This is a genomic window from Branchiibius hedensis, from assembly GCF_900108585.1.
In the GTDB taxonomy this organism is placed as follows: domain Bacteria; phylum Actinomycetota; class Actinomycetes; order Actinomycetales; family Dermatophilaceae; genus Branchiibius; species Branchiibius hedensis.
The window spans coordinates 1,244,462-1,268,725 of the sequence record NZ_UESZ01000001.1 but is presented as its reverse complement, the minus strand read 5'-3'; the positions used below and the strand labels follow the sequence as shown (position 1 = coordinate 1,268,725).

The 24,264-nt window shown below is 67.5% G+C and carries 24 protein-coding genes; 21 read left to right on the top strand and 3 right to left on the bottom strand.

Features of this window, described 5'->3' with window-relative positions; genetic code table 11:
• Positions 1 to 25: 25 nt before the first annotated feature.
• The 10 genes from DR843_RS06255 to DR843_RS06210 all read left to right on the top strand — a co-directional run bounded on the left by DR843_RS06255 (position 26) and on the right by DR843_RS06210 (position 9,886).
• Positions 26 to 673 carry a hypothetical protein gene (locus DR843_RS06255; protein ID WP_109684593.1) on the top strand — a complete coding sequence of 216 codons (648 nt, stop codon included), beginning with the start codon at positions 26 to 28 and terminating at the stop codon, positions 671 to 673.
• Positions 622 to 1,347, top strand: coding sequence for a DUF4166 domain-containing protein (locus tag DR843_RS06250; protein WP_245934023.1), 726 nt, complete (start codon positions 622 to 624; stop codon positions 1,345 to 1,347). The genes DR843_RS06255 and DR843_RS06250 overlap by 52 nt, the downstream gene beginning before the upstream one ends.
• 10 nt (positions 1,348 to 1,357) lie before the next feature.
• The gene (locus DR843_RS06245) at positions 1,358 to 1,975 is read left to right on the top strand and encodes a TetR/AcrR family transcriptional regulator (RefSeq protein ID WP_109684592.1); all 618 of its coding nucleotides are present in this window, start codon (positions 1,358 to 1,360) and stop codon (positions 1,973 to 1,975) included.
• A gap of 28 nt (positions 1,976 to 2,003) precedes the next feature.
• Positions 2,004 to 3,539, top strand: coding sequence for a depupylase/deamidase Dop (gene dop / locus DR843_RS06240; protein WP_109684591.1), 1,536 nt, complete (start codon positions 2,004 to 2,006; stop codon positions 3,537 to 3,539).
• A gap of 85 nt (positions 3,540 to 3,624) precedes the next feature.
• Positions 3,625 to 3,825: a ubiquitin-like protein Pup gene (locus tag DR843_RS06235; RefSeq protein WP_109684590.1), complete on the top strand. Its 201-nt coding sequence runs from the start codon at positions 3,625 to 3,627 to the stop codon at positions 3,823 to 3,825.
• Entirely contained in the window at positions 3,822 to 4,655 is an 834-nt protein-coding gene (gene prcB, locus DR843_RS06230; protein ID WP_245934022.1) for a proteasome subunit beta, read from the top strand. Before DR843_RS06235 ends, prcB begins: the two co-directional genes overlap by 4 nt.
• Positions 4,652 to 5,422 (top strand): proteasome subunit alpha, encoded by a 771-nt coding sequence (gene prcA, locus DR843_RS06225; protein ID WP_109684589.1) that lies wholly within the window; start codon positions 4,652 to 4,654, stop codon positions 5,420 to 5,422. The genes prcB and prcA overlap by 4 nt, the downstream gene beginning before the upstream one ends.
• A gap of 152 nt (positions 5,423 to 5,574) precedes the next feature.
• A complete protein-coding gene (locus DR843_RS06220) occupies positions 5,575 to 7,386 on the top strand; it encodes an ABC transporter ATP-binding protein (protein WP_109684588.1) in 1,812 nt (603 codons plus the stop codon).
• A complete protein-coding gene (locus DR843_RS06215) occupies positions 7,383 to 9,230 on the top strand; it encodes an ABC transporter ATP-binding protein (protein WP_109684587.1) in 1,848 nt (615 codons plus the stop codon). Before DR843_RS06220 ends, DR843_RS06215 begins: the two co-directional genes overlap by 4 nt.
• A complete protein-coding gene (locus DR843_RS06210) occupies positions 9,209 to 9,886 on the top strand; it encodes an IMPACT family protein (protein ID WP_425451548.1) in 678 nt (225 codons plus the stop codon). The genes DR843_RS06215 and DR843_RS06210 overlap by 22 nt, the downstream gene beginning before the upstream one ends.
• Here the strand turns inward: DR843_RS06210 and DR843_RS06205 are convergent.
• Positions 9,881 to 10,861 (bottom strand): NAD-dependent epimerase/dehydratase family protein, encoded by a 981-nt coding sequence (locus DR843_RS06205; protein WP_109684585.1) that lies wholly within the window; start codon positions 10,859 to 10,861, stop codon positions 9,881 to 9,883. The two genes, DR843_RS06210 and DR843_RS06205, sit on opposite strands and share 6 nt — an antisense overlap.
• 48 nt (positions 10,862 to 10,909) lie before the next feature.
• Between DR843_RS06205 and pafA the strand changes: the two genes are divergently transcribed.
• From pafA to DR843_RS06190, 3 genes are all read left to right on the top strand, one after another.
• Complete coding sequence (pafA, locus tag DR843_RS06200) at positions 10,910 to 12,271, top strand: Pup--protein ligase (protein WP_109684584.1); 1,362 nt, start codon at positions 10,910 to 10,912, stop codon at positions 12,269 to 12,271.
• Between the two features lie 66 nt (positions 12,272 to 12,337).
• The gene (locus tag DR843_RS06195) at positions 12,338 to 13,360 is read left to right on the top strand and encodes an FKBP-type peptidyl-prolyl cis-trans isomerase (protein WP_146202498.1); all 1,023 of its coding nucleotides are present in this window, start codon (positions 12,338 to 12,340) and stop codon (positions 13,358 to 13,360) included.
• Positions 13,361 to 13,385: 25 nt separating this feature from the next.
• On the top strand, positions 13,386 to 13,802 hold the full coding sequence (locus DR843_RS06190; RefSeq protein WP_109684582.1) for an FKBP-type peptidyl-prolyl cis-trans isomerase: 417 nt from the start codon (positions 13,386 to 13,388) through the stop codon (positions 13,800 to 13,802).
• 111 nt (positions 13,803 to 13,913) lie between these two features.
• Here DR843_RS06190 and DR843_RS06185 read toward each other — a convergent pair whose 3' ends face one another.
• On the bottom strand, positions 13,914 to 14,993 hold the full coding sequence (locus DR843_RS06185) for a DUF3866 family protein (protein ID WP_109684581.1): 1,080 nt from the start codon (positions 14,991 to 14,993) through the stop codon (positions 13,914 to 13,916).
• A 52-nt stretch (positions 14,994 to 15,045) separates the two neighbouring features.
• Here DR843_RS06185 and DR843_RS06180 point away from each other — a divergent pair, with 52 nt between their 5' ends.
• The 6 genes from DR843_RS06180 to DR843_RS06155 all read left to right on the top strand — a co-directional run bounded on the left by DR843_RS06180 (position 15,046) and on the right by DR843_RS06155 (position 21,622).
• Positions 15,046 to 16,026: a helix-turn-helix transcriptional regulator gene (locus DR843_RS06180; protein WP_109684580.1), complete on the top strand. Its 981-nt coding sequence runs from the start codon at positions 15,046 to 15,048 to the stop codon at positions 16,024 to 16,026.
• Entirely contained in the window at positions 16,026 to 17,030 is a 1,005-nt protein-coding gene (locus DR843_RS06175) for a helix-turn-helix transcriptional regulator (protein WP_109684579.1), read from the top strand. The genes DR843_RS06180 and DR843_RS06175 overlap by 1 nt, the downstream gene beginning before the upstream one ends.
• A gap of 75 nt (positions 17,031 to 17,105) precedes the next feature.
• Entirely contained in the window at positions 17,106 to 17,417 is a 312-nt protein-coding gene (gene tatA / locus DR843_RS06170) for a Sec-independent protein translocase subunit TatA (protein ID WP_109684578.1), read from the top strand.
• Positions 17,418 to 17,460: 43 nt separating this feature from the next.
• Positions 17,461 to 18,297, top strand: a complete 837-nt coding sequence (gene tatC / locus DR843_RS06165) for a twin-arginine translocase subunit TatC (RefSeq protein WP_245934021.1) — start codon at positions 17,461 to 17,463, stop codon at positions 18,295 to 18,297.
• A gap of 9 nt (positions 18,298 to 18,306) precedes the next feature.
• Positions 18,307 to 21,096: a DEAD/DEAH box helicase gene (locus DR843_RS06160; RefSeq protein ID WP_109684576.1), complete on the top strand. Its 2,790-nt coding sequence runs from the start codon at positions 18,307 to 18,309 to the stop codon at positions 21,094 to 21,096.
• Positions 21,097 to 21,100: 4 nt separating this feature from the next.
• Entirely contained in the window at positions 21,101 to 21,622 is a 522-nt protein-coding gene (locus tag DR843_RS06155) for a PH domain-containing protein (protein WP_109684575.1), read from the top strand.
• 2 nt (positions 21,623 to 21,624) lie between these two features.
• Here the strand turns inward: DR843_RS06155 and DR843_RS06150 are convergent, their stop codons facing one another.
• Positions 21,625 to 22,527 carry a 5'-3' exonuclease gene (locus DR843_RS06150; protein ID WP_109684574.1) on the bottom strand — a complete coding sequence of 301 codons (903 nt, stop codon included), beginning with the start codon at positions 22,525 to 22,527 and terminating at the stop codon, positions 21,625 to 21,627.
• A 70-nt stretch (positions 22,528 to 22,597) separates the two neighbouring features.
• Between DR843_RS06150 and DR843_RS06145 the strand changes: the two genes are divergently transcribed.
• Complete coding sequence (locus DR843_RS06145; protein WP_109684573.1) at positions 22,598 to 23,071, top strand: Lrp/AsnC family transcriptional regulator; 474 nt, start codon at positions 22,598 to 22,600, stop codon at positions 23,069 to 23,071.
• A gap of 10 nt (positions 23,072 to 23,081) precedes the next feature.
• Positions 23,082 to 24,254, top strand: a complete 1,173-nt coding sequence (locus tag DR843_RS06140; protein WP_109684572.1) for a nucleotide sugar dehydrogenase — start codon at positions 23,082 to 23,084, stop codon at positions 24,252 to 24,254.
• The last annotated feature ends 10 nt before the right edge of the window (positions 24,255 to 24,264 follow it).

Below are 24,264 nucleotides of genomic sequence, written 5' to 3'. Positions count from 1 at the left end.
ATCGCTCAACATCTCTGGAGGAGCCATGCGGAACGGCCCAGGTCGACGCGGTGTCGATGTCGAGGCCCACCTCGAATCCGGACTCGATCGGGTCTGGTCGCTGACCCAGACACCGGCGCAGCACTCCCGCTGGGACGTGCGATTCGGGCGCATCGAGCCAACCGGCGCGGGCGCATTCCGCTACCGACGGTTCGGCGTCGCCGGCACCGGCGAGCATTCCGGGGAGCGCCATGGCGACGACGGATCGGCGACCTCCGCGCTGCGGTTCGCCTGCCCGAATCCGCTCTCGCCGATCGAAGAAGGCTCCGGCTACTGGCGCTACGTCCCGCGCGATGGCGGGGGAGTCACCTTCCTCACCTGGTACGACTACCGGTCGCGGTACCCGCGGATTGATCGTCTGTTCCGGCCGATCATGGCGTGGGGCACCGCCTGGTCCTTCGATCGGCTCCGGCTGTGGGCGGACCGCGCGCTGCCGCCGGAGCTCACCGCGGGCATAGCCCTCGCGGACGCGGCTACCCGGGCTGCTGTCGTCGCCGCTGCGGCGATCGTGATCGGCGGACCGGTCGGGCTGGCCGTGGCGGGTCTGGTCGCGATCGCGGCTGTCCGACTGCCGGCAGTGCCGTGGGCGCCGTCCGCCCGTCGCACGACCTGGAGCACGGGGGCTACCCGATGACCTCGATCTTCGCCCGCGCGCTCGGCTCCGACTTCGACAGACTGCACCCGCGGATGCAGGAGCGGTTCGGGGTGGCCGTTGCCGAGGGTCGCGCTTGTATCGGCCGCGGCACGATGGAGCGGATCTGGCGCGGCACGGCCGTCGTAGCTCCCTTCCTGCGGCTGGGCGCACAACGCAACCTGCTGTTCCCAGAGACCGGGCGCGACGTGCCGTTCACGATCGAGAACTATCCCTACGTCGACGGCTTCGGCCGGGAGACCCTGACGTTTGTGCGCACGTTCGAGGTGCGGCCCGGTCGGCGTCGCCGCTTCGACGCCACCATGGTCTACGACCCCGAACGCCGGGTGGTCGTGGACTACCTCGGCACCCACCAACACGTTGCCGCCGATCTGGACGTGTCGGTCGACGAGCGCGGCGGTCTGTGTATCGCCTCCGACGCGATGCGGCTGCACGAGGGCCCGCTGAGTGTGGCCATGCCGTCGTGGGTCCGGGGTCGGGCTCGGGTGCGCGAGCACTGGGACGAGCAGGCGGCCTGCTTCCGGATCCGGGTCGAGGTGCACCATGGCCTGGTCGGGCCGGTGTTCGGCTATCACGGCCGATTCACCGCCCACTTCGTCGATGCGCGGGACGTCCCCGCGGCCGTCCGCCCCTACCGCGAGGAGATCCGTGTCTGACCCTCGGTCGATGGCCACGCAGCAGACCCTTATCGCGGCGACGATGCGGGTGATCCGGGAGCAGGGCATCGCGGCGGTGTCCGCCCGGACGATCGCCGCGGCGGGGGGAGTCAACCAAGCGCTGGTGTTCTACCACTTCGGCAGCGTCGACGGCCTGGTCGGCGCTGCCTGCCGGGAGTCCACCGCGCAACGGGTGGCGATCATGAAACCGCAACTCGAGGCGGTCTCGACCTTCACTGAACTGGTCGACCTGGCCGATCGATTGCACCAACAGGAACGTGCCGAGGGCAACGTGACGGTGCTCGCCCAGACGCTCGCGGGGTCGCACGGCAGTCCCGCGCTCGCTGAGGCGGTCGGAGAATCCCTGGCCTTGTGGAAGGACCAGGTCCGTACGACGCTCGCCCGGCTACTGCGCGACTCGCCCCTGGCAGACGTACTCGATGCTGGTGCCCTCACCGAGCTGGTCAGCGCCACGTTCATCGGGCTGGAACTGATGGAGCCCACCCGACCCGATGGCGCGACCGTCGGCCAGGCGCTGGCGGGTGTCGCTCGGCTTGCCGCCGCTGTCGATGGCCTGGGCCCCGTCTCGCGCCGCGCCCTACGCTCTGCGCTACGCACCTCCCGCTGAGCGAACACCGAGGTGCGAGACTGAGGACATGACCGTACGCCGCGTGATGGGTATCGAGACCGAGTACGGCATCTCCGTGCCCGGCAACCCGACGGCCAACCCCATGGTGCTGTCCGGGCGAGTCGTGACGGCCTACGCCACCGACCAGGGCATGCGCGCGGCCCGCGCGGGCTGGGACTACGAGGACGAGGCGCCGCTGCGCGACGCCCGCGGGTTCGAGATCTCCCGCGTCCACGCCGATCCCAGCCAACTGACCGACGAGGAAGACCCCACCCTGGCCAACGTGGTGCTCACCAACGGCGCCCGGTTGTACGTCGATCACGCCCATCCGGAGTACAGCTCACCGGAGGTGACCACCCCTCGCGCGGCCGTGGCCTACGACCGCGCCGGGGAGGTCGTCATGGCCCGGGCGGTGCAGTTGTTGTCCGCACCCGGCGCGCCCGGGGTGAACCTGTACAAGAACAACACCGACGGCAAAGGTGCCAGCTACGGCACCCACGAGAACTACCTGATGAGCCGCGCCACTCCGTTCGCGGACATCGTCAAACATCTGATCCCGTTCTTCGTGGTGCGACAGGTCATGTGCGGATCCGGCCGGGTCGGTATCGGGGTCGAGTCGGGTAAACCGGGCTTCCAACTGGCCCAGCGCTCCGACTTCTTCGAGGTCGAGGTCGGTTTGGAGACGACCTTGAAGCGGCCGATCATCAACACCCGCGACGAACCGCACGCGACGACCGAGAAGTACCGCCGGTTGCACGTCATCTTGGGCGATGCGAACCACTGCGACGTCGCGAACCTGCTGAAGATGGGCACGACCTCGTTGGTGCTGGCCCTGATCGAGGCGGGCGCCATCACCGAGGACCTCACGGTCGACAAACCGGTCGCCACCCTGCAGGCGATCTCGCACGACCCCACTTTGCAGACCAAGGTGTCGCTCGCCGGTGGTCGGCAGATGACGGCTGTCCAGTTGCTCTGGCGCTATCACGAACTGGTCGCCGACTGGCTGGCCAGGACCTACGGCGCCGACGTCGATGAGGACACCGCCGAGGTGATGCAGCACTGGGAGCAGGTGCTGACCACCCTCGAGCGCGATCCGATGGACGCGGCCCGGCAGGTGGACTGGGTCGCGAAACTGGCCACCCTGGAGGGCTATCGGGCTCGCGACGGCCTCGACTGGGGTAACCCGAAGCTACGTCAGATCGACATCCAGTGGAGCGACGTACGTCCCGACAAGGGCCTGTTCAACCGGTTGGCTGCCGCAGGCCGATTCGACGAACTGGTCAGCTCGGCGGCGGTCCAGGAGGCGGTGACCGCTCCGCCGCCGGACACCCGCGCCTACTTCCGCGGGATGTGTCTGACCAAGTTCCCCCGGGAAGTGGCGGCCGCATCCTGGGACTCGGTGATCTTCGACATCCCCGGCCAGAGCAGTTTGCAGCGAGTGCCGACCCTGGAACCGGAACGCGGAACGCGGGCGCATGTGGGCCGGTTGCTCGAGCAGTCGGCGACCGCGCAGGATCTGCTGCGGTCGTTGGAGGCATTACCCGCTGCGGACGGCAGCACGTGAGCACGCGGGGGTAAAAGCCGCGATCCTGTCGGTCCCACGACATAGGGTGGGACCAAGAAGCCCACCTCCCGAAAGGTGACCAGCGATGCCCAGCCAGGAGCACAAGAGCACCCAGCGCCGTGACGGCGATCCGGCCGACGACGCACCGGAGCCCACCCCCGTCGCGCAGGCCAACAAGGCCGAACTCGACGCCGACATCGACGACGTCCTCGACGAGATCGACAGCGTTCTGGAGAGCAACGCCGAGGAATTCGTGCGTGGCTTCGTCCAGAAGGGCGGCCAGTGAGCGCTGGAGACGTCCGCGACGATGGCCGGCTGCCGCTGGAGTTCACCCGCACCGGGTCGTCGTCGTTCAGTGAGTTCCTGTCCCACTACGCCCCTCAGCTGATGCCGTCGGCCCGCACGTTGCCGCCGGGTACGACGGTGGAGGCGCCGCACGGCACCACCATCGTCGCGGTCACGTACGACGGTGGGGTGCTGATCGCGGGCGACCGCCGCGCCACGATGGGCAACCTGATCGCCAATCACGACATGACCAAGGTCTACGCCGCCGACGACTACTCCGCGGTCGGTATCGCCGGAACGGCGGGCGTCGCGATCGAGCTCGTCCGGTTGTTCCAGGTGGAGTTGGAGCACTACGAGAAGATCGAGGGCGCGCTGCTGTCCTTGGACGGCAAGGCCAACCGGTTGGCCACGATGATCCGGGGCAACCTGGGCATGGCCATGCAGGGCCTGTCCGTGGTGCCGCTGTTCGCCGGATTCGACCTGGACACCTCGGTGGGCCGGATCTTCTCCTACGACGTGACCGGTGGCTGCTACGAGGAGCACGACCATCACAGCGTCGGTTCCGGATCGTTGTTCGCCCGCGGTGCCTTGAAGAAGTTGTGGCGCCCCGGTCTGGAGGAAGCCCAGGCAGTGCGCGTGACCGTCGAAGCGTTGTACGACGCGGCCGATGACGACTCCGCGACCGGTGGACCCGACCTGGGGCGGCGGATCTTCCCCACCCTGGCGGTGCTGGACGCCAACGGTGTCCGATTCCTGACCACCGACCAGTTGGAATCGGTGGTCGAGGACGTTGTCGGCGCCCGTCGCGCGCAAGGAGGTGGCAACTCATGAGCATGCCGTTCTACGTCTCACCCGAGCAATTGATGAAGGACCGGGCCGACTTCGCCCGTAAGGGCATCGCCCGGGGCCGGTCCGTGGTTGTCGTCGCGTACGACGGGGGGATCGCCTTCGTCGCGGAGAACCCCAGCCGCGCATTGCACAAGATCAGCGAGATCTACGACCGGATCGCGTTCGCCGCGGTCGGTCGCTACAACGAGTTCGAGAATCTGCGGGTGGCCGGTGTGCGCTACGCCGACATGCGTGGTTACTCCTACGACCGGGCCGACGTCACCGCACGCGGCCTGGCCAACGCCTACGCCCAGACCCTCGGCGCGGTGTTCACCCAGGAGTCCAAGCCCTACGAGATCGAACTCGTCGTCGCCGAGGTCGGCCGGACTCCGGACGCGGACCAGATCTACCGGTTGACCTACGACGGATCGGTCAGCGACGAACGCGGCTTCGTCGCGATGGGCGGTGCGGCCGAGCGGATCAGCACCGGTCTGGAGCAAGACTGGAGCAGCGGGCAGGACCTGGGCTCGGTACTACGGCTCACCGTGCGACTGCTGGGTGGGGAGGACGAGAACGGATCCCCGCGGGTCCTGGGTGCCGACCAACTGGAGGTCGCCGTCCTCGATCGGCACCGGGAACGCCGGTTGTTCCGCCGGTTGACCGGGCCGCTACTCGAAGCGCTGCTCAACCCCGCAGACCCCACGCACGACGTACCAGCGACCGACGAACCGCACGGCGGCGCGCGCGACACCCTCAGCGAACCGGAATAACACCGGGCGCGAGCACCGGCAGCCGCAAACCGTTTCGAGGCTGTCGGTGTCGAGAGGCATAATGACGCAGTAGTTAGCCTGGCAAAGAAGTTGTCCGGCGACTCATCACCCTCCGCATGATCTGCTGGGGGAGAAGTGGGGGCTGCTCGCCGATGCCGGATCACCAACCTGCCGTTGCACCACCGCCTGCTACCCAGCACACCTGGACTGCATTGGTCCGTCTGCTGCCCTACCTGCGGCCCTACCGCGCCCGCTGGATCGCCATGTTCGTCGCGGCCGTCCTCAGCCTCATCGCGACCATCGGGATCCCGTTGATCACCAAGGCGGTCATCGACGGTCCTATCGCGCATCAGGACCGCCGCGGTTTATGGGTGCTCGGCAGCGCAGCGGTGGCCTTCGGGATCCTCGAGGCCACCTTGTGGTTCGTTCGTCGGTGGCTGGTCTCACGGGCGACGTTGGGTGCGGAGACCGGGATCCGCAAGGATCTCTACGCCCGGCTTCAGGTGCTGCCGATGTCATTCCACAGCCAGTGGCAGTCGGGGCAGTTGTTGTCGCGGATGATGAACGACCTGGCCACGGTGCGCCGGCTGCTCGGCTTCGGTTTCACCTTCCTGGTGCTCAACATCATCCAGATCATCATCGTCAGCGGCATTCTGCTGGCGATGTACTGGCCGTTGGGCGTCCTGGTCATCGTGTGCGTCGTGCCGATCGTCGCGGTCATCTGGCATTTCCAGCGTGAGTTCATCCGGCTGTCGCGGGCGGCACAGGACCAGGCCGGCCACGTGGCCACCACGGTTGAAGAAGCCGCGCTCGGGAACCGGGTGATCAAGTCCTTCGGGCGGGAGGAGCACATCTTCGAGCGCTTCGATCAGCGCGCGACGGACCTCTACGGGATCCAGTTGGAGAAGGTGAAGCTCCAGGCGAAGTTCTGGACGCTGCTGGAAGTCATCCCGACCTTGAGCCTGATTGCGGTGCTCGGGCTGGGTGCGGCGGCTGCGGGTCAGCACCGGCTGACGTTGGGCACCCTGGTCGCCTTCATCACCTTGATGCTGTCGCTGGTGTGGCCGATCTCCTCGCTGGGCTTCCTGTTGTCGATGGCTCAGGAGGCAATGACTGCCTCCACCCGCATCGTGGAGATCTTCGATGCGCCGATGGAGATCACCGACGGCACCTCCGGACACCAACCCAGCACCGGTCACCTGCAGTTGATCGATGTCGGGTTCCGCTTCGCCGACACCCCAGCCGACGGCGACTGGGCCCTGCGGCACGTCAACCTGGACGTGGCGCCGGGGGAGACGGTGGCATTGGTCGGATCCACCGGGTCCGGCAAATCCATTCTCACCGCGTTGATTCCGCGGCTGCACGACGTCAGCGAGGGGTCGATCCGGATCGACGGGGTCGACATCCGCGACATGAGCCTGCCGGACCTGCGCAGCACTGTGGCGACGGCGTTCGAGGACCCGACACTGTTCTCGATGTCGGTGCTGGAGAACCTCACCCTGGGTAACCCCGGCGCCGATCCGGAGCACGTGCAAGAAGCGATCGAGGTCGCGCAGGCGCACTTCGTGCACGACCTGCCGTACGGGCTCGACACCCGCATCGGCGAGCAAGGCATGAGTCTGTCCGGTGGTCAGCGCCAGCGGCTGTCGCTGGCTCGCGCGGTGCTCACCCGCCCGCGGGTGCTCGTGCTGGACGACACGTTGTCCGCACTCGACGTACACACCGAGGCCAAGGTGGAGGAGGCGCTGAGCAGGGTCCTACATGACGTCACCGGCATCGTCGTCGCGCACCGGGCCTCGACCGTCCTGTTGGCGGACAAGGTCGCACTGCTCGAACGCGGCACCATCACCCACGTGGGCACCCACCGCGACCTACTCGAGAGCGTCCCCTCCTACCGGTTCCTGCTCAGCGCGCAGCTGGGTGAGGACGTCGATCACGACGAATTCGCCGAGGTGCTTTCGTGACGACGACTGCTGAGAACACACCCGCCGCGGAGGCCACCTGGCGGGGCCGCTTCGAGGAGCGCCCCGACCAGACACCGATCGACGAGAGCATTCCGCGCCGTCGCGAGGCGCGCGAGTTGCTCTGGTCGCTGCTGCGGCCCTACCGGTGGCTGATCGGCGTGCTCGCACTGGTCGTCATCGTGGAGAACGCCGCGCGGCTATCGGTCCCGATCCTGGTGCAGCGGGGCATCGACCACGGGGTCCCACCGCTGCTGCGCGACGGCAGCGCCGGCCCACTGCTGCAGATCGTGGCCGTGCTCTGCGCCGTGGTGACGGTCCAGGCGATCGCCCGGATGTTCTTCCTGCGCCGCTCCGGCTACATCGGCCAGAACGTGTTGCTCGATCTGCGGCGCCGGGTCTTCCGGCACTTCCAGGCCCTCGACGTCGCGTTCCACGACCGGTACACCTCAGGGCGGGTGGTGTCGCGGTCCACCAACGATGTCGAGGCCATCCAGGAAATGCTGGAGAACGGTTTCGACGGGCTGATCACCGCGGTGCTCACCCTGATCGGCACGGCGGTCCTGCTGATTGTGCTGGACGTAAAGCTGGGTCTGATGTGTCTGATCAGCTTCCCGTTCCTGGTCGTGCTGGCGATGTGGTTCCGGCGCGAGTCCGCGATCACCTACCGCCAGGTGCGCGAGAACGCCGCCCTGGTCATCGTCCAATTCGTCGAGACCATGACCGGCATCCAGGCCGTGCAGGCCTACCGCCGCCAGGGCCGCAACCAGGAGAGCTTCGACGACGTCGCCGATCGCTACCGGATCGTCAACGAGCGGACCTTCCGGCTGGTCGCGATCTTCATGCCGTCGGTGAAGCTGGTCGGCAACCTCACCACCGGGATGGTGCTGCTGTACGGCGGGTACCGGGTGCTCGAGGGCGACATGACCGTCGGTGTGCTGACCGCGTTCCTGCTCTACCTGCGGATGTTCTTCGAACCGATGCAGGAGATCACCCAGTTCTACAACAGCTTCCAATCCGCCTCGTCCGCCCTGGAAAAACTGGCCGGCGTGCTCGCCGAAGCACCAGCCATCCAGAACCCGTCCGACCCGGTGCGCCCGGAAAACGTCCGGGGTGCAGTCGATTTCGACCACGTGCAGTTCGAGTACGTCGATGGGCGACCTGTCCTGCCCGGTCTGGATCTGCATATTCCGGCGGGGCAGACGGTGGCCCTGGTCGGCACGACCGGGGCGGGAAAGACGACCATCGCCAAGCTGATGGCCCGTTTCTACGATCCGAGCAACGGCACCGTCCGCCTCGATGGGGTCGACCTGCGCGATATGGCGCAGGAAGAGTTGCGCCAGCACGTGGTGATGGTGACCCAGGAGAACTTCCAGTTCGAGGGCAGCATCGCCGACAACATCCGGTTCGGACGGCCCGGGGCGAGCGATGAGCAGGTGCGCGCGGCCGCGACAGCCGTCGGCGCCGACCGCTTCATCGAGGCGTTGCCGGAGGGCTACGACACCAGTGTGGCCAAACGCGGCGGTCGCCTGTCCGCGGGTCAGCGGCAGCTGGTCGCCTTCGCTCGGGCCTTCCTCGCCGACCCGGCGGTGCTGATCCTGGATGAGGCGACCTCATCCCTGGACATCCCCAGTGAGCGACTCGTGCAGCGGGCGCTGGAGACGGTGTTGGCCGATCGGACCGCGCTGATCATCGCGCACCGGTTGTCAACGGTCGAGGTCGCCGACCGGGTGCTGGTGCTGGAGCACGGCCGGATCCTGCAGGACGGTTCCCCGGCGGAGTTGGTCGCCAACGGCGAGGGAGAGTACGCCGCCCTGCACGACGCGTGGGTATCCTCACTGGCCTGATGGCCAGCTATCTGACCCTTCCCGCGGGGTGCGAACTGGCGGCCGAGACCGAGGTGCGCCGATCCCGGTTCTTGGCTGTCGTGACCCGGGTGGGAGATGAGCCGGCCGCTCGCGCGGTCATCGCGGGTCGCCGCTCGACGTACCCGGATGCTCGGCACCATTGCAGCGCCTTCGTCCTCGGCCCGGATCCGCGCACCGAGCGCAGTAACGACGACGGCGAACCCTCCGGGACCGCCGGAGCGCCGATGCTGCAGGTGCTGCGCAGTGCGGGACTCTCGGACGTCGTCGCAGTGGTGACTCGCTACTTCGGGGGCACCCTGCTGGGCACGGGTGGTCTGGCGCGGGCCTACGCGGACGCCGTGCAGGCGGCTCTGGACAGCGACACCCGGCGCGTGCGACGAGAACCGGTGGAGCTGTTCGACCTCGCGGTGCCGCACAGCGACGCGGGGCGGGTTGAAGCAGGCCTGCGAACGGCGACCCTCGACCACGCCGACCTGCAGGTGCTGGGCACCAGCTACCAGGACGAAGCGATCCTGCACCTGGCGGTCGGCCCGGCCAGTGCTGAGCACTTGCCGCAGGTGGTGGCCGGACTGACCGCCGGAGCACTCACCGCGACACCGACGGGCCAGAATTGGATCGACCTGCCGGTGTCATGAGCGGCCGGCGAGCAACTGTCGTTCGTCGTCGGGGGAGACCCCGGCCCGACGCACCCGGCCGGGTCCGGTCTGCAGTTCCCAGGCCAAGACGTCAGCGATGGTGTGCGACCACGGGCGGGTGTGCAGACCCGCAGCAGCGGCTTCCTCGGCTCGACGCCCGAGCATGCCCGCGTAATCGTCGGGTAGCCAGATCGGCAGCGATCGCGGTCCGGACCAGGCCGCGACGCCGTGCTCGGTGAGCCATGTCGGCGCGGCGGCGACCACCGGACCCGAGTGGCCCGTGACCGATCGAACCGTCGTCAGGTGGTCCGCGAAGGACGTGGCGGGACCCGCTGCGTCGAAGGTGCCCGCCAGCGCCGCTTCCGCGGCCGCGACCAGCCAGTCCGCCAGGTCGCGCACGTCGATCCACTGCACCGGCTGGTTCGGTGCATCAGGGATCAGCACGGCACCGTCGTCGGTGGCGGGATGGGCGAACCGCAACGGCCAGTAGCCCGTTCGGTCCGTGCTGTCGCCCGGCCCGGCAATCAACCCACTGCGGGCGATGAAACAGCGGTCCTGTCCCATTCGGTCCCGGATCAGCTGCTCGCAGCGGACTTTCGCCTCGCCGTACTGCTCATCGCTGTAGTCACCGATCAGGGCCGGCAACAACGGGGACGTCTCATCACCACCGGGCACTGACTGATCGGCGTACACCGAGCACGACGACACGAACAGCCAATGCCCCACCCGGTCGGCGAGCGCGTCCAGCGCGGTGGTGACCAGCGCCGGGTCACGCGCGACGTCGATGACCGCATCGAACCGCCCCGCCGGGTACGCCTCGACCCGGCTCCGGTCCCCGCGGACGAACCTGACTCCCGACGGCGGTGGTCCCGATCGGGCGCGGGCCATGGTGGTGATCGTGTGACCTCGCGTCACAGCCGTGCGCACGACCTGTGCGCCGAGCCACGCCGTACCGCCCAACACCAACAGGTCCATCCCGCCAGCCAACCAGGCGGGGAGCAGCAGCGCGACTACTGTTGGTGTATGGACCGTCGGATCTTCGGGATCGAGAACGAGTACGGCGTGACGTGCACCTTCGAGGGGCAACGTCGGCTCACGCCGGACGAGGTCGCGCGCTATCTGTTCCGCAAGGTCGTTTCCTGGGGACGATCCAGCAACGTGTTCCTGTCCAACGGTTCACGGCTCTACCTCGACGTCGGTAGCCACCCCGAATACGCCACGCCCGAATGCGATGACGTTCGCGAAGCGGTCATCCATGACAAGGCCGGTGAGCGGATCGTCGAGGGCTTGGTCGAGGACGCGCAGTTGCGCCTGGCCGAGGAGGGCATCGAGGGACAGATCTACGTCTTCAAGAACAACACCGACTCGGCGGGCAACTCCTACGGCTGCCACGAGAACTACCTCGTGGGGCGGCAGGGGGAGTTCCAGCGGATCTCCGATCACCTGATCCCGTTTCTTGTCAGCCGCCAAATCACTTGCGGCGCAGGCAAAATCGCGCTCCTGGGGCACCGCCCGACGTACTGCGTCAGTCAACGCGCCGACCACATCTGGGAGGGCGTATCCAGTGCCACCACCCGGTCGCGGCCGATCATCAACACGCGCGACGAGCCGCACGCGGACGCCGAGCGCTACCGCCGGCTGCACGTCATCGTCGGTGACAGCAACATGAGCGAGACCACCACGATGCTCAAACTGGGCTCCGCGGATCTGGTGCTGCGGATGATCGAGGAGGGTGTCGCGCTGCGCGACCTCAGCCTGGAGAACCCGATCCGCGCGATCCGCGACATCAGCCATGACATCACCGGGCGCAGCCCGGTCCGGCTGGCCAACGGCAAGGAGATGTCGGCGCTGCAGATCCAGACCGAGTATTTCGACCGGGCCAAGGCGTTCGTCGACCAGCGCGGTCTGGTCGATGCGCAGACCAAGCGGGTCATGGACCTGTGGGAGCGCACGCTGCACGCCGTCGAGTCCGGCAACCTCGCCCTGGTGGACACGGAGATCGACTGGGTCATCAAACACACCCTGTTGGATCGGTACGCCGCCAAGCACGGGCTGTCTCTCGATGACCCCCGGATGCTGCAGTTGGACCTCACCTATCACGACATCAACCGCCGTCGGGGGCTGTTCTACCTGCTGCAGCGCAGTGGTCGGGCGGCCCGGGTCAGCACCGACGTGGAGGTTTTCGAGGCCAAGACCCGCCCGCCGCAGACGACCCGGGCCAAACTGCGCGGGGACTTCATCCGCGCAGCGCAGGCGGGTCGACGGGATTTCACCGTCGACTGGGTGCATCTGAAGTTGAACGACCAGGCTCAACGCACGGTGCTCGTCAAGGACCCCTTCGTCGCGGTGGACGCCCGGGTGCAGCGGCTGATTGACGGTATGTGAACCGCTCCTAAGTAACCGGGTTATGGTGAGCCGACCATTCCCCGCTCAACATTGAGGTTTGCATTCGTGCGCCGCACTCTGCGCCTGGCCGCCGCCGGCACCCTGCCCCTGCTCCTGCTCACCGCCTGCGGGAGCGACAGTTCCAGTTCCTCCTCGGCGAGCGGCGCCAAGTCTTCGACCGCGACCTGCACCGCGCCGCCGACCGCGTCGGCTGCTGAGGTGTCCAGCCTGTCGACGGTCACCGTCGACACCAAGGACGCCAAGAAGCCGGTGGTGACTCTGGCGAAGAAGCCGTTCAAGGTCGCCAAGACCGAGACCAAGGTGCTCAAAGCAGGCACCGGTGCAACCCTGACCAACAAAGACCTGGCCACGGTGAACTACACGTTGGTCAACGGCACCTCCGGCAAGGAAGCCGCCAACACGTTCGCCAGCAAGTCGGTGGTCTTCGACCTGACCGACACCACCTTGGTCAAGGGGCTGTCCAAGGCCCTCATCGGGCAGAAGGTCGGCAGCACCCTGACCATCGCGGTGCCGCCCAGCGAGGCGTTCGGCTGCGACGGACAGACCAGTCTGGGGATCACCGAGAACGACACGATGGTCTTCTACATGGACATCATCAGCGCCACCCAACCGCTGACGGAGGCGACCGGCACCCCGGTGGCACCGAAGGCGGGCCTGCCGACCGTGAGCGTCCCCGCCGGTAAGGGCAAGGAAGCCACGATCACGATGCCGAACGCCAACCCACCCTCGACGTTGGTCAGCCAGGACCTGATCACCGGCAAGGGCGCCAAGGTGGCCGAGGGTGACACGGTGATGGTCAGCTACACCGGCGTGATCTGGGCCAACGGCAAGAAGGGCACGGCGTTCGACTCCACCGCCAAGCAGGGTGGCCAGCCGACGACCTTCCAGCTGGCTCCCGGTCAGTTGATCAACGGCTGGGTCAAGGGCCTGGTCGGCAAAACCGTGGGCAGCCGGGTGCTGCTGGTCGTGCCCCCGGCCGACGGCTACGGCACCGCCGGCAACACCCAGGCCAGCATCAAGGGCACCGACACCCTGGTGTTCGTTGTCGACATCCTCGCCATCACCTGATCCGCGACTCGTTAAGGAGCACTCCATGGCCCACGACCCCAACGTCAAACCGGAGATCGACTTCCCCGGCGACCAGCCGCCGACCGACCTGGTCATCGAAGACATCACCGTTGGTGACGGCCGCGAGGCCCAGGCGGGCGACACCATCCAGGCGCACTACGTCGGCGTCGCCTGGTCCACCGGCGAGGAGTTCGACTCCTCCTGGAACCGCGGCGCGCCGCTGCGCTTCCAGGTCGGTGTCGGTCAGGTCATCCAGGGCTGGGACACCGGCATCCTGGGGATGAAGGTGGGTGGCCGCCGCAAGCTGACGATCCCTGCCGACCTGGCGTACGGCGATCGCGGGGCTGGCAACGCCATCGGCCCGGGGGAGACCCTGATCTTCGTCGTCGACCTGGTCAGTGCCGACAAGCCCGGCGCGGGATCGGCGTTCGGCCTGCGCTGACCCGGCTCAGCTAGTCCGACTTGTGCAGCGCAACTCACCCGAAGACCCAGTCTTCGGGTGAGTTGCGCTGCAAAAGCCCGGGAGCAGTGTTCGAATCCAGAGCAGTGTTCGCTAGAGCAGGCTGGCGACGTGCTTGCCGGCGGCCGCGGCAACCAGGAACGCCGCCTCGTCCTGCGCCAGGCCGCGGCCCATGGACTGCATGAGCACGGGTGACTCGTCCAGCACCTCGCGCATCCCGGTGATGTCCACATCGACCCGCCGCAACCGGCCGTCGGTGCTGGCGATCAGCTCGTCGACCTGGTCCGACAGCGACCGGCCGAACTCGGAATCGATCGTGGCGATCGGCACGTCGGCGGGTACGAGCGTGACCCGGCCGTACGCCGTACGACTGTGGTGGGACAGGCCACGGTGCCGGGGACGTTCGTCGGCCTCGGACACCCGCAGCGCCGCCACCCCGCGGCCACCGAGCGTGTGTGCGGCGTTGAGGGTCTCACCGGCCGATGTCCCGGAGAAGCCCCACCGGGTCCCGGTGCCCAGGTTGCCCGGACCCTGACTGACCACGGCCACGTCGGCCCCCAGCACCAGCCGGGCCGCCAGCAGACCGGTGTGCACGTTCACGGCTTCGAGAGTGCCGCCGAAGGCCTGGCCGACGGTGATGGCGCCGGTGAGCCAGTTGGCCCGCCGCAGGCCGGCCACGTTGCGTGAGAAAGCCAGCGGCAGCGCGCCACCGTCGGTCATGACGTAGACGACCTTCGCGTCCGGCTTCTGCGAGCGCAGGCCGGCGATGATGGCCGGTACCGAGGAGTGCAGATCCGCAGCGATCACCGGCATCCCGTCGATCGAGTCGGCGTCCGCCAGCACCTGGTGGTGTGGGCTGTCTTGCTCATCGACACCGAGGACCATGTCCTGCAACGGGGTGTAGCGCGCCTTGACGACGTGCCCCTGAGTGAAGGCGGGGTCGCTGGGCAGTCGGTCCGGTGTGGCCACGACCAGCGCGAGACCGCCGGTGCCCAGACCCTTCTCCAGCGCCGTGACGTTCAACAGCACCCGGTCGCCGACTGCTGGGCGTCCGGTGAGCGCGACGTACGCGATGGCCGGGACCAACTCCTGACCGACCCGCGTCTGCACCTGGCACGCACCGGACCACAATTCTTCGACCGTTTCAACAGTTCCCTGACGCCACTTGATCACGCACGCAGGGTAGTACGGCGCATACCGGTGCCGGTGGGATACCGTCGGCGCTGTGAGCGCACCGTCACCGGCCGTGAAGACCGAGCGGCTGCTCAACCTGGTGATCTGCCTGCTCTACACGCGCCGCCCACTGTCCAAGGCCCGGATCCGCGAGGCGGTCCCGCAATACGCGCAGACCGTCTCCGACGAGGCGTTCGACCGGATGTTCGAGCGGGACAAGGACGAGCTGCGGGAGTTGGGTATCCCGTTGCGGACCGAGCCCCTTGACGCGTTGTTCGACGACGAACCCGGCTACCGGATCGACCAACGCGACTACGCCTTGCCACAGATCGCCTTCGAACCCGATGAGTTGGCCGTTCTGGGCCTGGCCAGCCGCACCTGGCAACAGGCCAGCCTGGCTGGTCCGGCCGCCTCCGCCCTGCGCAAACTCGAGGCGTCGGACGTCGAGCGCGACGCGGCCTCGATCATCGGCCTGGAACCGCGGGTGCGCACCAGTGAGCCGGCTTTCGCGCCGATCAAGGATGCGGTCCTCGACCAGGTCGCGGTGCGGTTCACCTACCGTCGCCCCGGTGGTGCAGCGACCGAGCGCACCATCCAACCGTGGTCGGTGGTCAATCACCTCGGCCGCTGGTACGTCACGGGCTTCGACCAGGACCGTCAGGCGGCCCGGGTCTTCCGGTTGAGCCGGATCGAAGGTGCGGTGCGGCGTACCGGCAAACCGGGGGGCTACCAGATCCCGGCGCATGACGCGATCGCGATGATCTCCGGCACCGACGGGCCGCAGGTGACCGGGCGCGCCCGCGTGCTGGCCCAGCCCGGTTCCGCGCATGCGCTGCGCCGTCGCGCCGTCGCAAGCCGCGACGACCCGTCGGGCTGGACCGAGCTCACCTTGGAGTACGGCGACGCCGAGAGCCTGGCCGAGGAGATCGCCGGGTTCGGTCCGGTCGTGCGCGTGCTCGAACCACCCGAGGTCGTCCAGGGCGTCGTACGCCGATTGCGCGCCGCCCTCGATGCCAACCAGGAAGGTGCGTGATGGCTGTCGAGTCGGCGACGCAGCGGTTGGCGCGGTTGTTGCAGTTGGTTCCCTGGCTGGTCAACCGTCAGGGCATCGACATCGAACAGGCGGCCGCCGAGTTCGGGGTCAGCCGGGCGCAGATCGAATCCGATCTGGCTCTGTTGTTCATGTGCGGAACGCCGGGGCATATGCCCGATGACCTGATCGAAGCCGAGTGGGAGCAGGGCCGGGTCTTCTTGCGCAACGCCGAGACCATCGCCCGGCCGCTGCGGCTGGGCGTCGACGAGGCGCTGGCGCTGATCGTTGGCCTGCGCACCCTCGGCGATGTGCCCGGCCTGGGGGATCGGGACGCGATCGACCGGGCCCTGGCCAAACTGGTCGAGGCCACCGGCGATGCCAGCGCCGCGTCCGCGAACATCCAGGTGCGGTTGGCCGATCTGCCTGCTGCGTTGTTGGCCGACCTGCGTGGTGCGGTGCGCGATCATCGCCGGGTACATCTGCGCTATCTGGTCGCCTCGCGCGATGAGACCACCGAGCGCGACGTCGACCCGATGCGGGTGCTGTCGATCGACGGCCACTGGTATCTCGAGGGCTGGTGCCACCGGGCCCAGGACCAGCGGTTGTTCCGACTGGACCGGGTGGAGTCGTGGCAGGTGCTAGATGAGGACGGCACTCCGCCGCCGGAGGCAGCGCCCCGGGATGTGGCCAGCTTCAACGCCGAGGTCTTCACCAGCGGACCGGAGGACATCGTGGTGACCCTTGCGTTGCAGCCTCACGCCGCTTGGGTTGCGGATTACTACCCGGTCGAGTCGGCGCAGGTGATGCCGGACGGGTCGGTACGGGTGCGGTTGCGCACGGCTGACCTCACCTGGCTGCGGCAACTGGTCTGGCGATTGAGTGGTGCGGCGCGGGTGATCGAGCCCGAGCAGTTGCGCGACGACGTCAGCTGCGGTGCCACCGAGGCGTTGGCGCAATACCCGGATCTGCCCGGCCTAGCCGGTACCACAGGTGACGTAGGGTAGTGCCGAAGCGGTCGGTCTTCCGTGATCGGCCACTGGCGCGGCAGCGCTAGATCTACTGAGGGAGCAGGTCACACCATGCGAGCACTTGAGCCATGGCACATCATCATCATCGTGTTGCTAGTCGTGATCCTTTTCGGCTGGAAGCGCCTGCCCGATGCCGCGCGCAGCCTGGGCCGCTCGGCTCGCATCCTCAAAAGCGAGATCGGCGATATGAAGGACGAGGGCAAGAGCCCTGCCGCCGGCAGCACTGTGCCCGGTGAGACCGTTCCGCCGCAGCAGTCCGGCACTGTGCCCGGCGAATCACCGGTCCAGCAGCCGCCGACCCAGACCTACCCGCAACAGCCCGTGCAGCAGCCGACCAACACCAACCGCGGCACCGGCGCCTGACGCCTGACCACTGACTTCGCTCTGCTGATCCGTCCGGGCGCCCATGGCCGTACTGACCCGTAAGAACAATCCGGAAGCCCGGATGTCGCTGGGGGAACACTTCAAGGAGTTCCGCAACCGCACCCTCATCGCGGTGATCGCGATCTGTATCGCTGCGGTCTTCGCCTGGCTGAAGTACGACGTGAAACAGCCCGACGGGACCCATGTCGGTATCTGGCCGTGGCTGCAGCATCCGATCCTGGAGGTGGCCGCGCGTCACCCGGGGCAGGAGATCGCACCGAACTTCACCTCGATGACCGACGCCTTCGGCGTGAAGCTGAAGGTGTCGCTGTGGGCCGGTCTGATCATCTCCAGTCCGGTCTGGCTCTGGGAGATCTGGGCCTTCCTGGCTCCCGGCCTGACCGGCAAGGAGAAGAAGATCGGCGTCGGGTTCATCGCGACTGCGGTGCCGCTGTTCCTGGCTGGCTGCTGGGTGGCGACGCTGGTCATGCAGAACGCGGTGGGCTTCCTGTTGGGCGTCACTCCCAGCGGTGCCACGAACCTGTTCAGCGCCCAGGAGTACCTCACCTTTGTCACGAAGTTCATCCTGGCCTTCGGCTTCGCCTTCCTTCTGCCGGTCTTTCTCGTCGCGCTCAACATGGCCCATGTGTTCCCCGGGCGCATCATGCTCAAGGGGTGGCGGATCGCGGTGATGGTGATCGGTGTGTTCGCCGCCATGATGAGCCCCACCCCCGATGCCTGGTCCATGCTGGCGTTGATGGCACCGATGGTGGTGCTGTACTTCGCCGCCTGTGGGATTGCCCTGCTGATGGACAAGCGTCGGGACGCTAACCGCCCCGAGTGGTTGGACGTCCCTGATGACGAACGGTCCTCGCTCTAAAGTGGGTTTGTGAGCGCCGCGCAGCCCGAGGACCCGGCCAAGCGGTTCGACCGTTCCCACCTGACCCGCTTCACGGAGTCCTTCGACTTCGAGTTGGACGACTTCCAGATCCGTGGCTGCACAGCGGTCCAGCAGGGCCGCAGCGTCCTGGTCGCAGCACCCACCGGTTCCGGCAAGACCGTCGTCGGTGCGTTCGCGGCCTATCTCGCTCTGCACACCGGGCGCAAGACCTTCTACACGACGCCGATCAAGGCGTTGTCCAACCAGAAGTACAACGAACTGGTCGAGCAGCACGGCCCGGACAAGGTCGGCCTGCTGACCGGCGACTCCTCGATCAACGGCGAAGCCCCCGTGGTGGTCATGACCACCGAGGTGCTGCGCAACATGATCTACGCCCGGTCCAGCACGCTGCTGGACCTCGGCTTCGTGGTGATGGACGAAGTGCACTACCTGGCTGACCGCTTCCGCGGTGCGGTCTGGGAGGAAGTCATCATCCAACTGCCGGCATCGGTCCAGTTGGTGTCCCTCTCAGCGACGGTCAGCAACGCCGAGGAGTTCGGCGACTGGCTGCGAGAGGTCCGCGGCGACACCGAGGTCATCGTCGAGGAACACCGTCCGGTGCCGCTGTGGCAACACCTGATGGTCGGCAAGCGGATCATGGACCTGTTCGTCAACGCCAGCGAGAACGCGCGAGTCAATCCTCAACTGCTGCAGAGTATTTCGGCGCAGGAAGCGGAGTCACGGCACGGCCGGCGCGACGATGCCGGCGGGCCACGGGGCCGCCGCGGTCAGAATCGTGGCGGACCGAAGGGACCGGTGCGCGGTGGCCGCCCCGGCCGCGGACCCAGTCGCCCCGAAGTCATCGAGGCACTGGATCGCGAAGCGCTGCTGCCGGCGATCACCTTCATCTTCAGCCGGGCCGGCTGCGACGCGGCGGTCTCCCAGTGCCTGGCGTGGGGCACCCGGCTCATCCCGCCGGAGCAGGGTGAACGCATCCGTCGCCAGGTGCAGGAACGCGTCACGTCGATCCCCGAGGAAGATCTGGTCGTCCTTGGCTACTGGGAGTTCCTGGAGGGACTGACCCGCGGGTTCGCCGCGCACCACGCCGGCATGCTGCCGACCTTCCGGGAGATCGTCGAGGACCTGTTCACCAGCGGTGACCTGCGCGCGGTGTTCGCCACCGAGACGTTGGCCCTCGGGATCAACATGCCGGCTCGCAGCGTGGTGCTCGAACGGCTGGTGAAGTTCAACGGAGAGACGCACGCCGACATCACACCGGCTGAGTACACCCAGCTGACCGGGCGTGCGGGTCGCCGGGGAATCGACATCGAGGGACACGCGGTCGTGCTGTGGCAGCGCGGCGTCGACCCCGCCGAGGTAGCCGGCCTTGCCTCCACGCGCACCTACACGTTGCGCTCCTCCTTCGTCCCCACCGCGAACATGGCCGTGAACCTGGTCGGACAGGTGGGGCGGCAGCGGGCCACCGCGGTGTTGGAAGCATCGTTCGCCCAGTTCCAGGCCGACCGGTCCGTCGTGGGGGTCGCTCGCTCGATCCAGCGCAACCGGGAGGCGTTGGAGGGCTACGCCGACGCCATGCGTTGTCACCTGGGCGATTTCGAGGAGTACGCCGCACTGCGGCGGGAGCTGAGCGACCTGGAGAAGCAGGCCCGCAAGGCCCGGGTCGCCTCGGAGCACGTCGCAACGCAGGTCTCCCTCGAGGAGCTCAAACCCGGTGACGTGATCCATCTCGCCGAGGGCCGTCGTGCCGGTCTGGGCATCGTGATCACCCCGCACCGGACCGGCAAGGCCTCCTCGCCAGTGCCGACCGTGCTCACCCAGGACGCCCAGGTACGTCGCCTCGAACCCTCCGATGTGGACGGCCCGGTGCGCCCGATCGCCCACATCCCGGTGCCCAAACAGTTCAACCCGCGCAACCCCAAATCGCGTCGCGACCTGGCGGCGACCGTCCGCGCGAAGGCCGGTCGCGACGTCCCGACGGCACGGGAGATCAGCCACGCGGCGCAGGAGACGCAGGAAGCTCGCGAAGCCCAGCGATCGACGTACGACGAGCAGATCGCGACGCTGCGCGCCCAGATCCGGGCGCACCCCTGCCACGGCTGCCCCTACCGGGAGCAGCACGCCCGCTGGTCCCAGCGCTGGTGGCAGTTGCAGCGGGAGACCGAGGGGTTGCAGCGCAAGGTCGACCGACGCACGCACACGGTGGCACGCACCTTCGAACGGATCTGTGACCTCCTGGCCGGGCTGGGTTACCTCGACCCGAAGGGCACGACCGTCACCGACCAGGGTCAGGTGCTCGCCCGGATCTACGCCGAGAAGGATCTGCTGGTCGCGGAGTGCCTTCGCCAAGGCACCTGGCGGCAACTGGACGCTGCGTCGCTGGCGGCCGTCGTCAGTGCGTTGATCTATGAACCGCGCGGCGACGCGACGGGGGAGCCGCCGAAGATCCCCAACGCCGACGTGCGCGATGCCCTGGAGGACCTGCGCGACATGTGGTCCGGCCTGGTCGCTCGTCAGCAGGAGGCCGGAGTGCCACAGATGGGCGAGCCGGACGGTGGCCTGGCCTGGAGTATCCATCGGTGGGCCAGCGGCGGACGCCTCGAGACGGTGCTCCGCGATGGTTCCCTCACCGCCGGCGACTTCGTGCGCCGCTGCAAACAACTGGTCGACCTGCTCGGGCAGATCAAGGACGCTGCACCCGACGAGGGTCTGCGGCGCACCGCGGACCGCGCCGTGGACGCCATCCTGCGTGGGGTCGTGGCCGCGGACAGATTGGATTGAGCGCATGGTCTTCACCGAGGACGAGCTGACCCAGAACGAGTACGTCGTGGCCTCCCTGCGCACCCACAGCAAGGAGATCTGGGGTGCACTGGCGATCCTGTTGGCGACGGCGATCGCGCTCGTGGTCGCACTGGTCTACCTGCACGACAAAGGCACCTGGGTGGTGCTTGCGCTGATCATCGCCGCGCTGTTGATCATTGCGATCTGGGTGCTGCGGCCGATATCCCGTTGGTACAGCACGCATTTCGTCGTGACCAACAAGCGCATCATCACCCGGCACGGCATCGTGTCGACCACCGGTCGCGACATTCCCCTGCACCGGGTCAACGACGTCTCCTCCGAGCAGGGGCCGTTGGATCGCATCCTCGGCTGCGGCACGCTGGTCATCTCGGATGCCTCCCAGCAGACCGGGCTATCGTTCCGCGACATTCCGCAGGTCAAGAAGGTGCAGGTGGAGATCACCCAGCTACTGCTGGACCTGCACGATGGCAGCGACGACGACGGCACCCAGTTCGACGAACACTGAGGTCAGATACCCAGTGCCGTGCGCAACCGGCTGACCGGGTTGCCCACGCGGTAGGTGTCGATGAGGGCAGTCAGGGCCACCGGATCCGCGACCGCTGTCGGCAATGACGGGTCGAAGTCGGCCGGCAGCGGGGCATCGCGTGCCACCTGCACCACTGCCGGGGCCGCGTCCAGGTAGTCACTGGCCGCCGCCAACTTGCTGCGTTGGGAGGGTGTGAAGCCCGCATCCCCCTCTGCCAGCGCCGCCCGCAAGGTGGCCAGATCGCCGTACCGGCCGATAAGGGTGGCGGCCGTTTTCTCGCCGACGCCCGCCACTCCCGGAAGTCCGTCACTGGTGTCGCCGCGCAGGGTCGCCAGATCGGCGTACTGCGCCCCGGTGCGCACGCCGTACCGCTCGAACAAGGCGGCTTGATCGATGACGTCGGGGGCCCGCACGCCGCCCTTGGCGGTGTAGAGCACCCGGACACCCGCCGCGTCGTCGACGAGTTGGAACAAGTCGCGGTCGCCGGTGACGATGTCGACGGGCCCGGTCGCGCCGACGGCCAGCGTCCCGATCACGTCATCGGCTTCGTACCCGTCGCTGCCGACGCGGCACAGGCCGACCGCGGCGAGCAGGTCGACGATGACCGGCACCTGCGGGGTGAGGTCCTCCGGCGACTCTTCCTGCACGGCACTGCCGGGAGTCAGGCGGTGCGCCTTGTACGACGGAATGGCGGCCACCCGGAAAGCGGGTCGCCAATCGTTGTCCCAGCAGGCAACCAGGTCGCTCGGTTGATGGTCGTTGATCAAGGTGGCGATCATGTCGGTGAAGCCACGGATCGCGTTCGTGGGGATGGGCGCACCGTCGCTACGGGCGGGCACCCCGAAGAACGCCCGGAAGTACAAACTGGCCGAGTCGAGCAGCATCAACCGCGATGTCACGAGCCCACTGTGTCAGAAGCCGGCCGCGACGTCGCGAGGCGCTATCTTTCATCACGTGGAAGCGTTCGACCGGCAGATCGTGCAACTCCTGGGCAACGACGGGCGGTTGAGCTTCACCGACCTCGGACGATTGACCGGGATGTCTACCTCAGCGGTGCACCAGCGGGTCCGTCGGCTCGAGGAGCGCGGGGTGATCAAGGGCTATCGGGCCGTGCTCGATTACGAAGCGGCCGACATCCCGTTGACCGCGATGGTGTCCGTGACCCCTGTGGACCCCGCCGCACCGGACGATGTGCCGGACCGGCTGCGGCACCTGGAGGAGATCGATTCGTGCTTCTCGGTCGCGGGGGAGGAGAGCTACGTCCTGAAGGTGCGGGTCGCCAGCCCCGGCCGCCTGGAGGAACTGCTCGCCCGGATCCGTGCGGCCGCCGCGGTGACGACCCATACGACAGTGGTCTTGAGCACACCCTGGGAGGATCGCTGCGTCATGCGGCCGGAACTGGACCAACCACCGGTCGGCGACAACTAACCTTTCAGGCATGGATGCCAAGATCGCGGTCGCCGGTGTGGGGTACGTCGGCCTGTCGAACGCCGTGTTGCTGGCGCAGCACAACGATGTCATCGCGTTGGACCTGGATGCGGCGAAGATCGCGCTGTTGCAGGCGGGTTCCAGCCCGATCGCCGACCCGGAGATCGAGCAGTTCCTGCGCGATGAGCCGCTGCGCCTGACCTTCACGACCGATCCGCACCAGGCGTACGCCGAGGCGCAGTTCGTGATCGTGGCAACCCCGACCGACTACGACCCGCAGACCAACTACTTCAACACCGGCAGTGTCGAATCGGTCGTCGCCGAGGTGGCCCGGATCAACCCCGACGCGGTGGTCGTGATCAAGTCCACCATCCCCGTCGGCTTCACCGCAGCACTACGCGAGAGCACGGGCAACCCCAACGTCATCTTCTCCCCGGAATTCCTGCGCGAAGGCAAAGCGCTCTACGACAACCTGCACCCCTCGCGCATCGTGGTGGGCGAGGACAGCCCGCGAGGCAAGGAGTTCGCCGATCTGCTGCTCGAGGGGGCGATGGACGACGCGCCGGTGCTGTTGACCGACAGCACCGAGGCCGAGGCGGTCAAGCTGTTCGCCAACACCTATCTGGCAATGCGGGTCGCCTTCTTCAACGAGTTGGACACCTTCGCGGTACGCCACGGGCTCTCCAGTCGCCAGATCATCAACGGCGTCAGCCTTGATCCCCGCGTCGGTGGGCACTACAACAACCCCTCGTTCGGGTACGGCGGGTACTGCCTACCCAAGGACACCAAGCAATTGCTGGCCAACTACAACGACGTGCCGCAGAACCTCATCGAGGCGATCGTCTCGGCGAACACCACTCGCAAGGACTTCATCGCCACCGAGATCCTGGCGCGAGCACCCAAGACTGTCGGGATCCACCGGCTGATCATGAAAGCCGGCTCGGACAACTTCCGGGCCAGCAGTGTGCAAGGTGTGATGAAGCGGATCAACGCCAAGGGCGTCCCGATCGTGCTGTTCGAACCCGAACTCGAAGCCGACGAGTACTTCGGCGCACCGGTGCTGCGGGATTTCGACGAGTTCTGCGGACGCTCCGATGTCATCGTGGCCAACCGGCTCGTCGAGGAGTTGGAGCCGGTGCGTGAGAAGGTCTACACCCGCGACCTGTTCGGCAACGACTCCTGAGGCCACGACG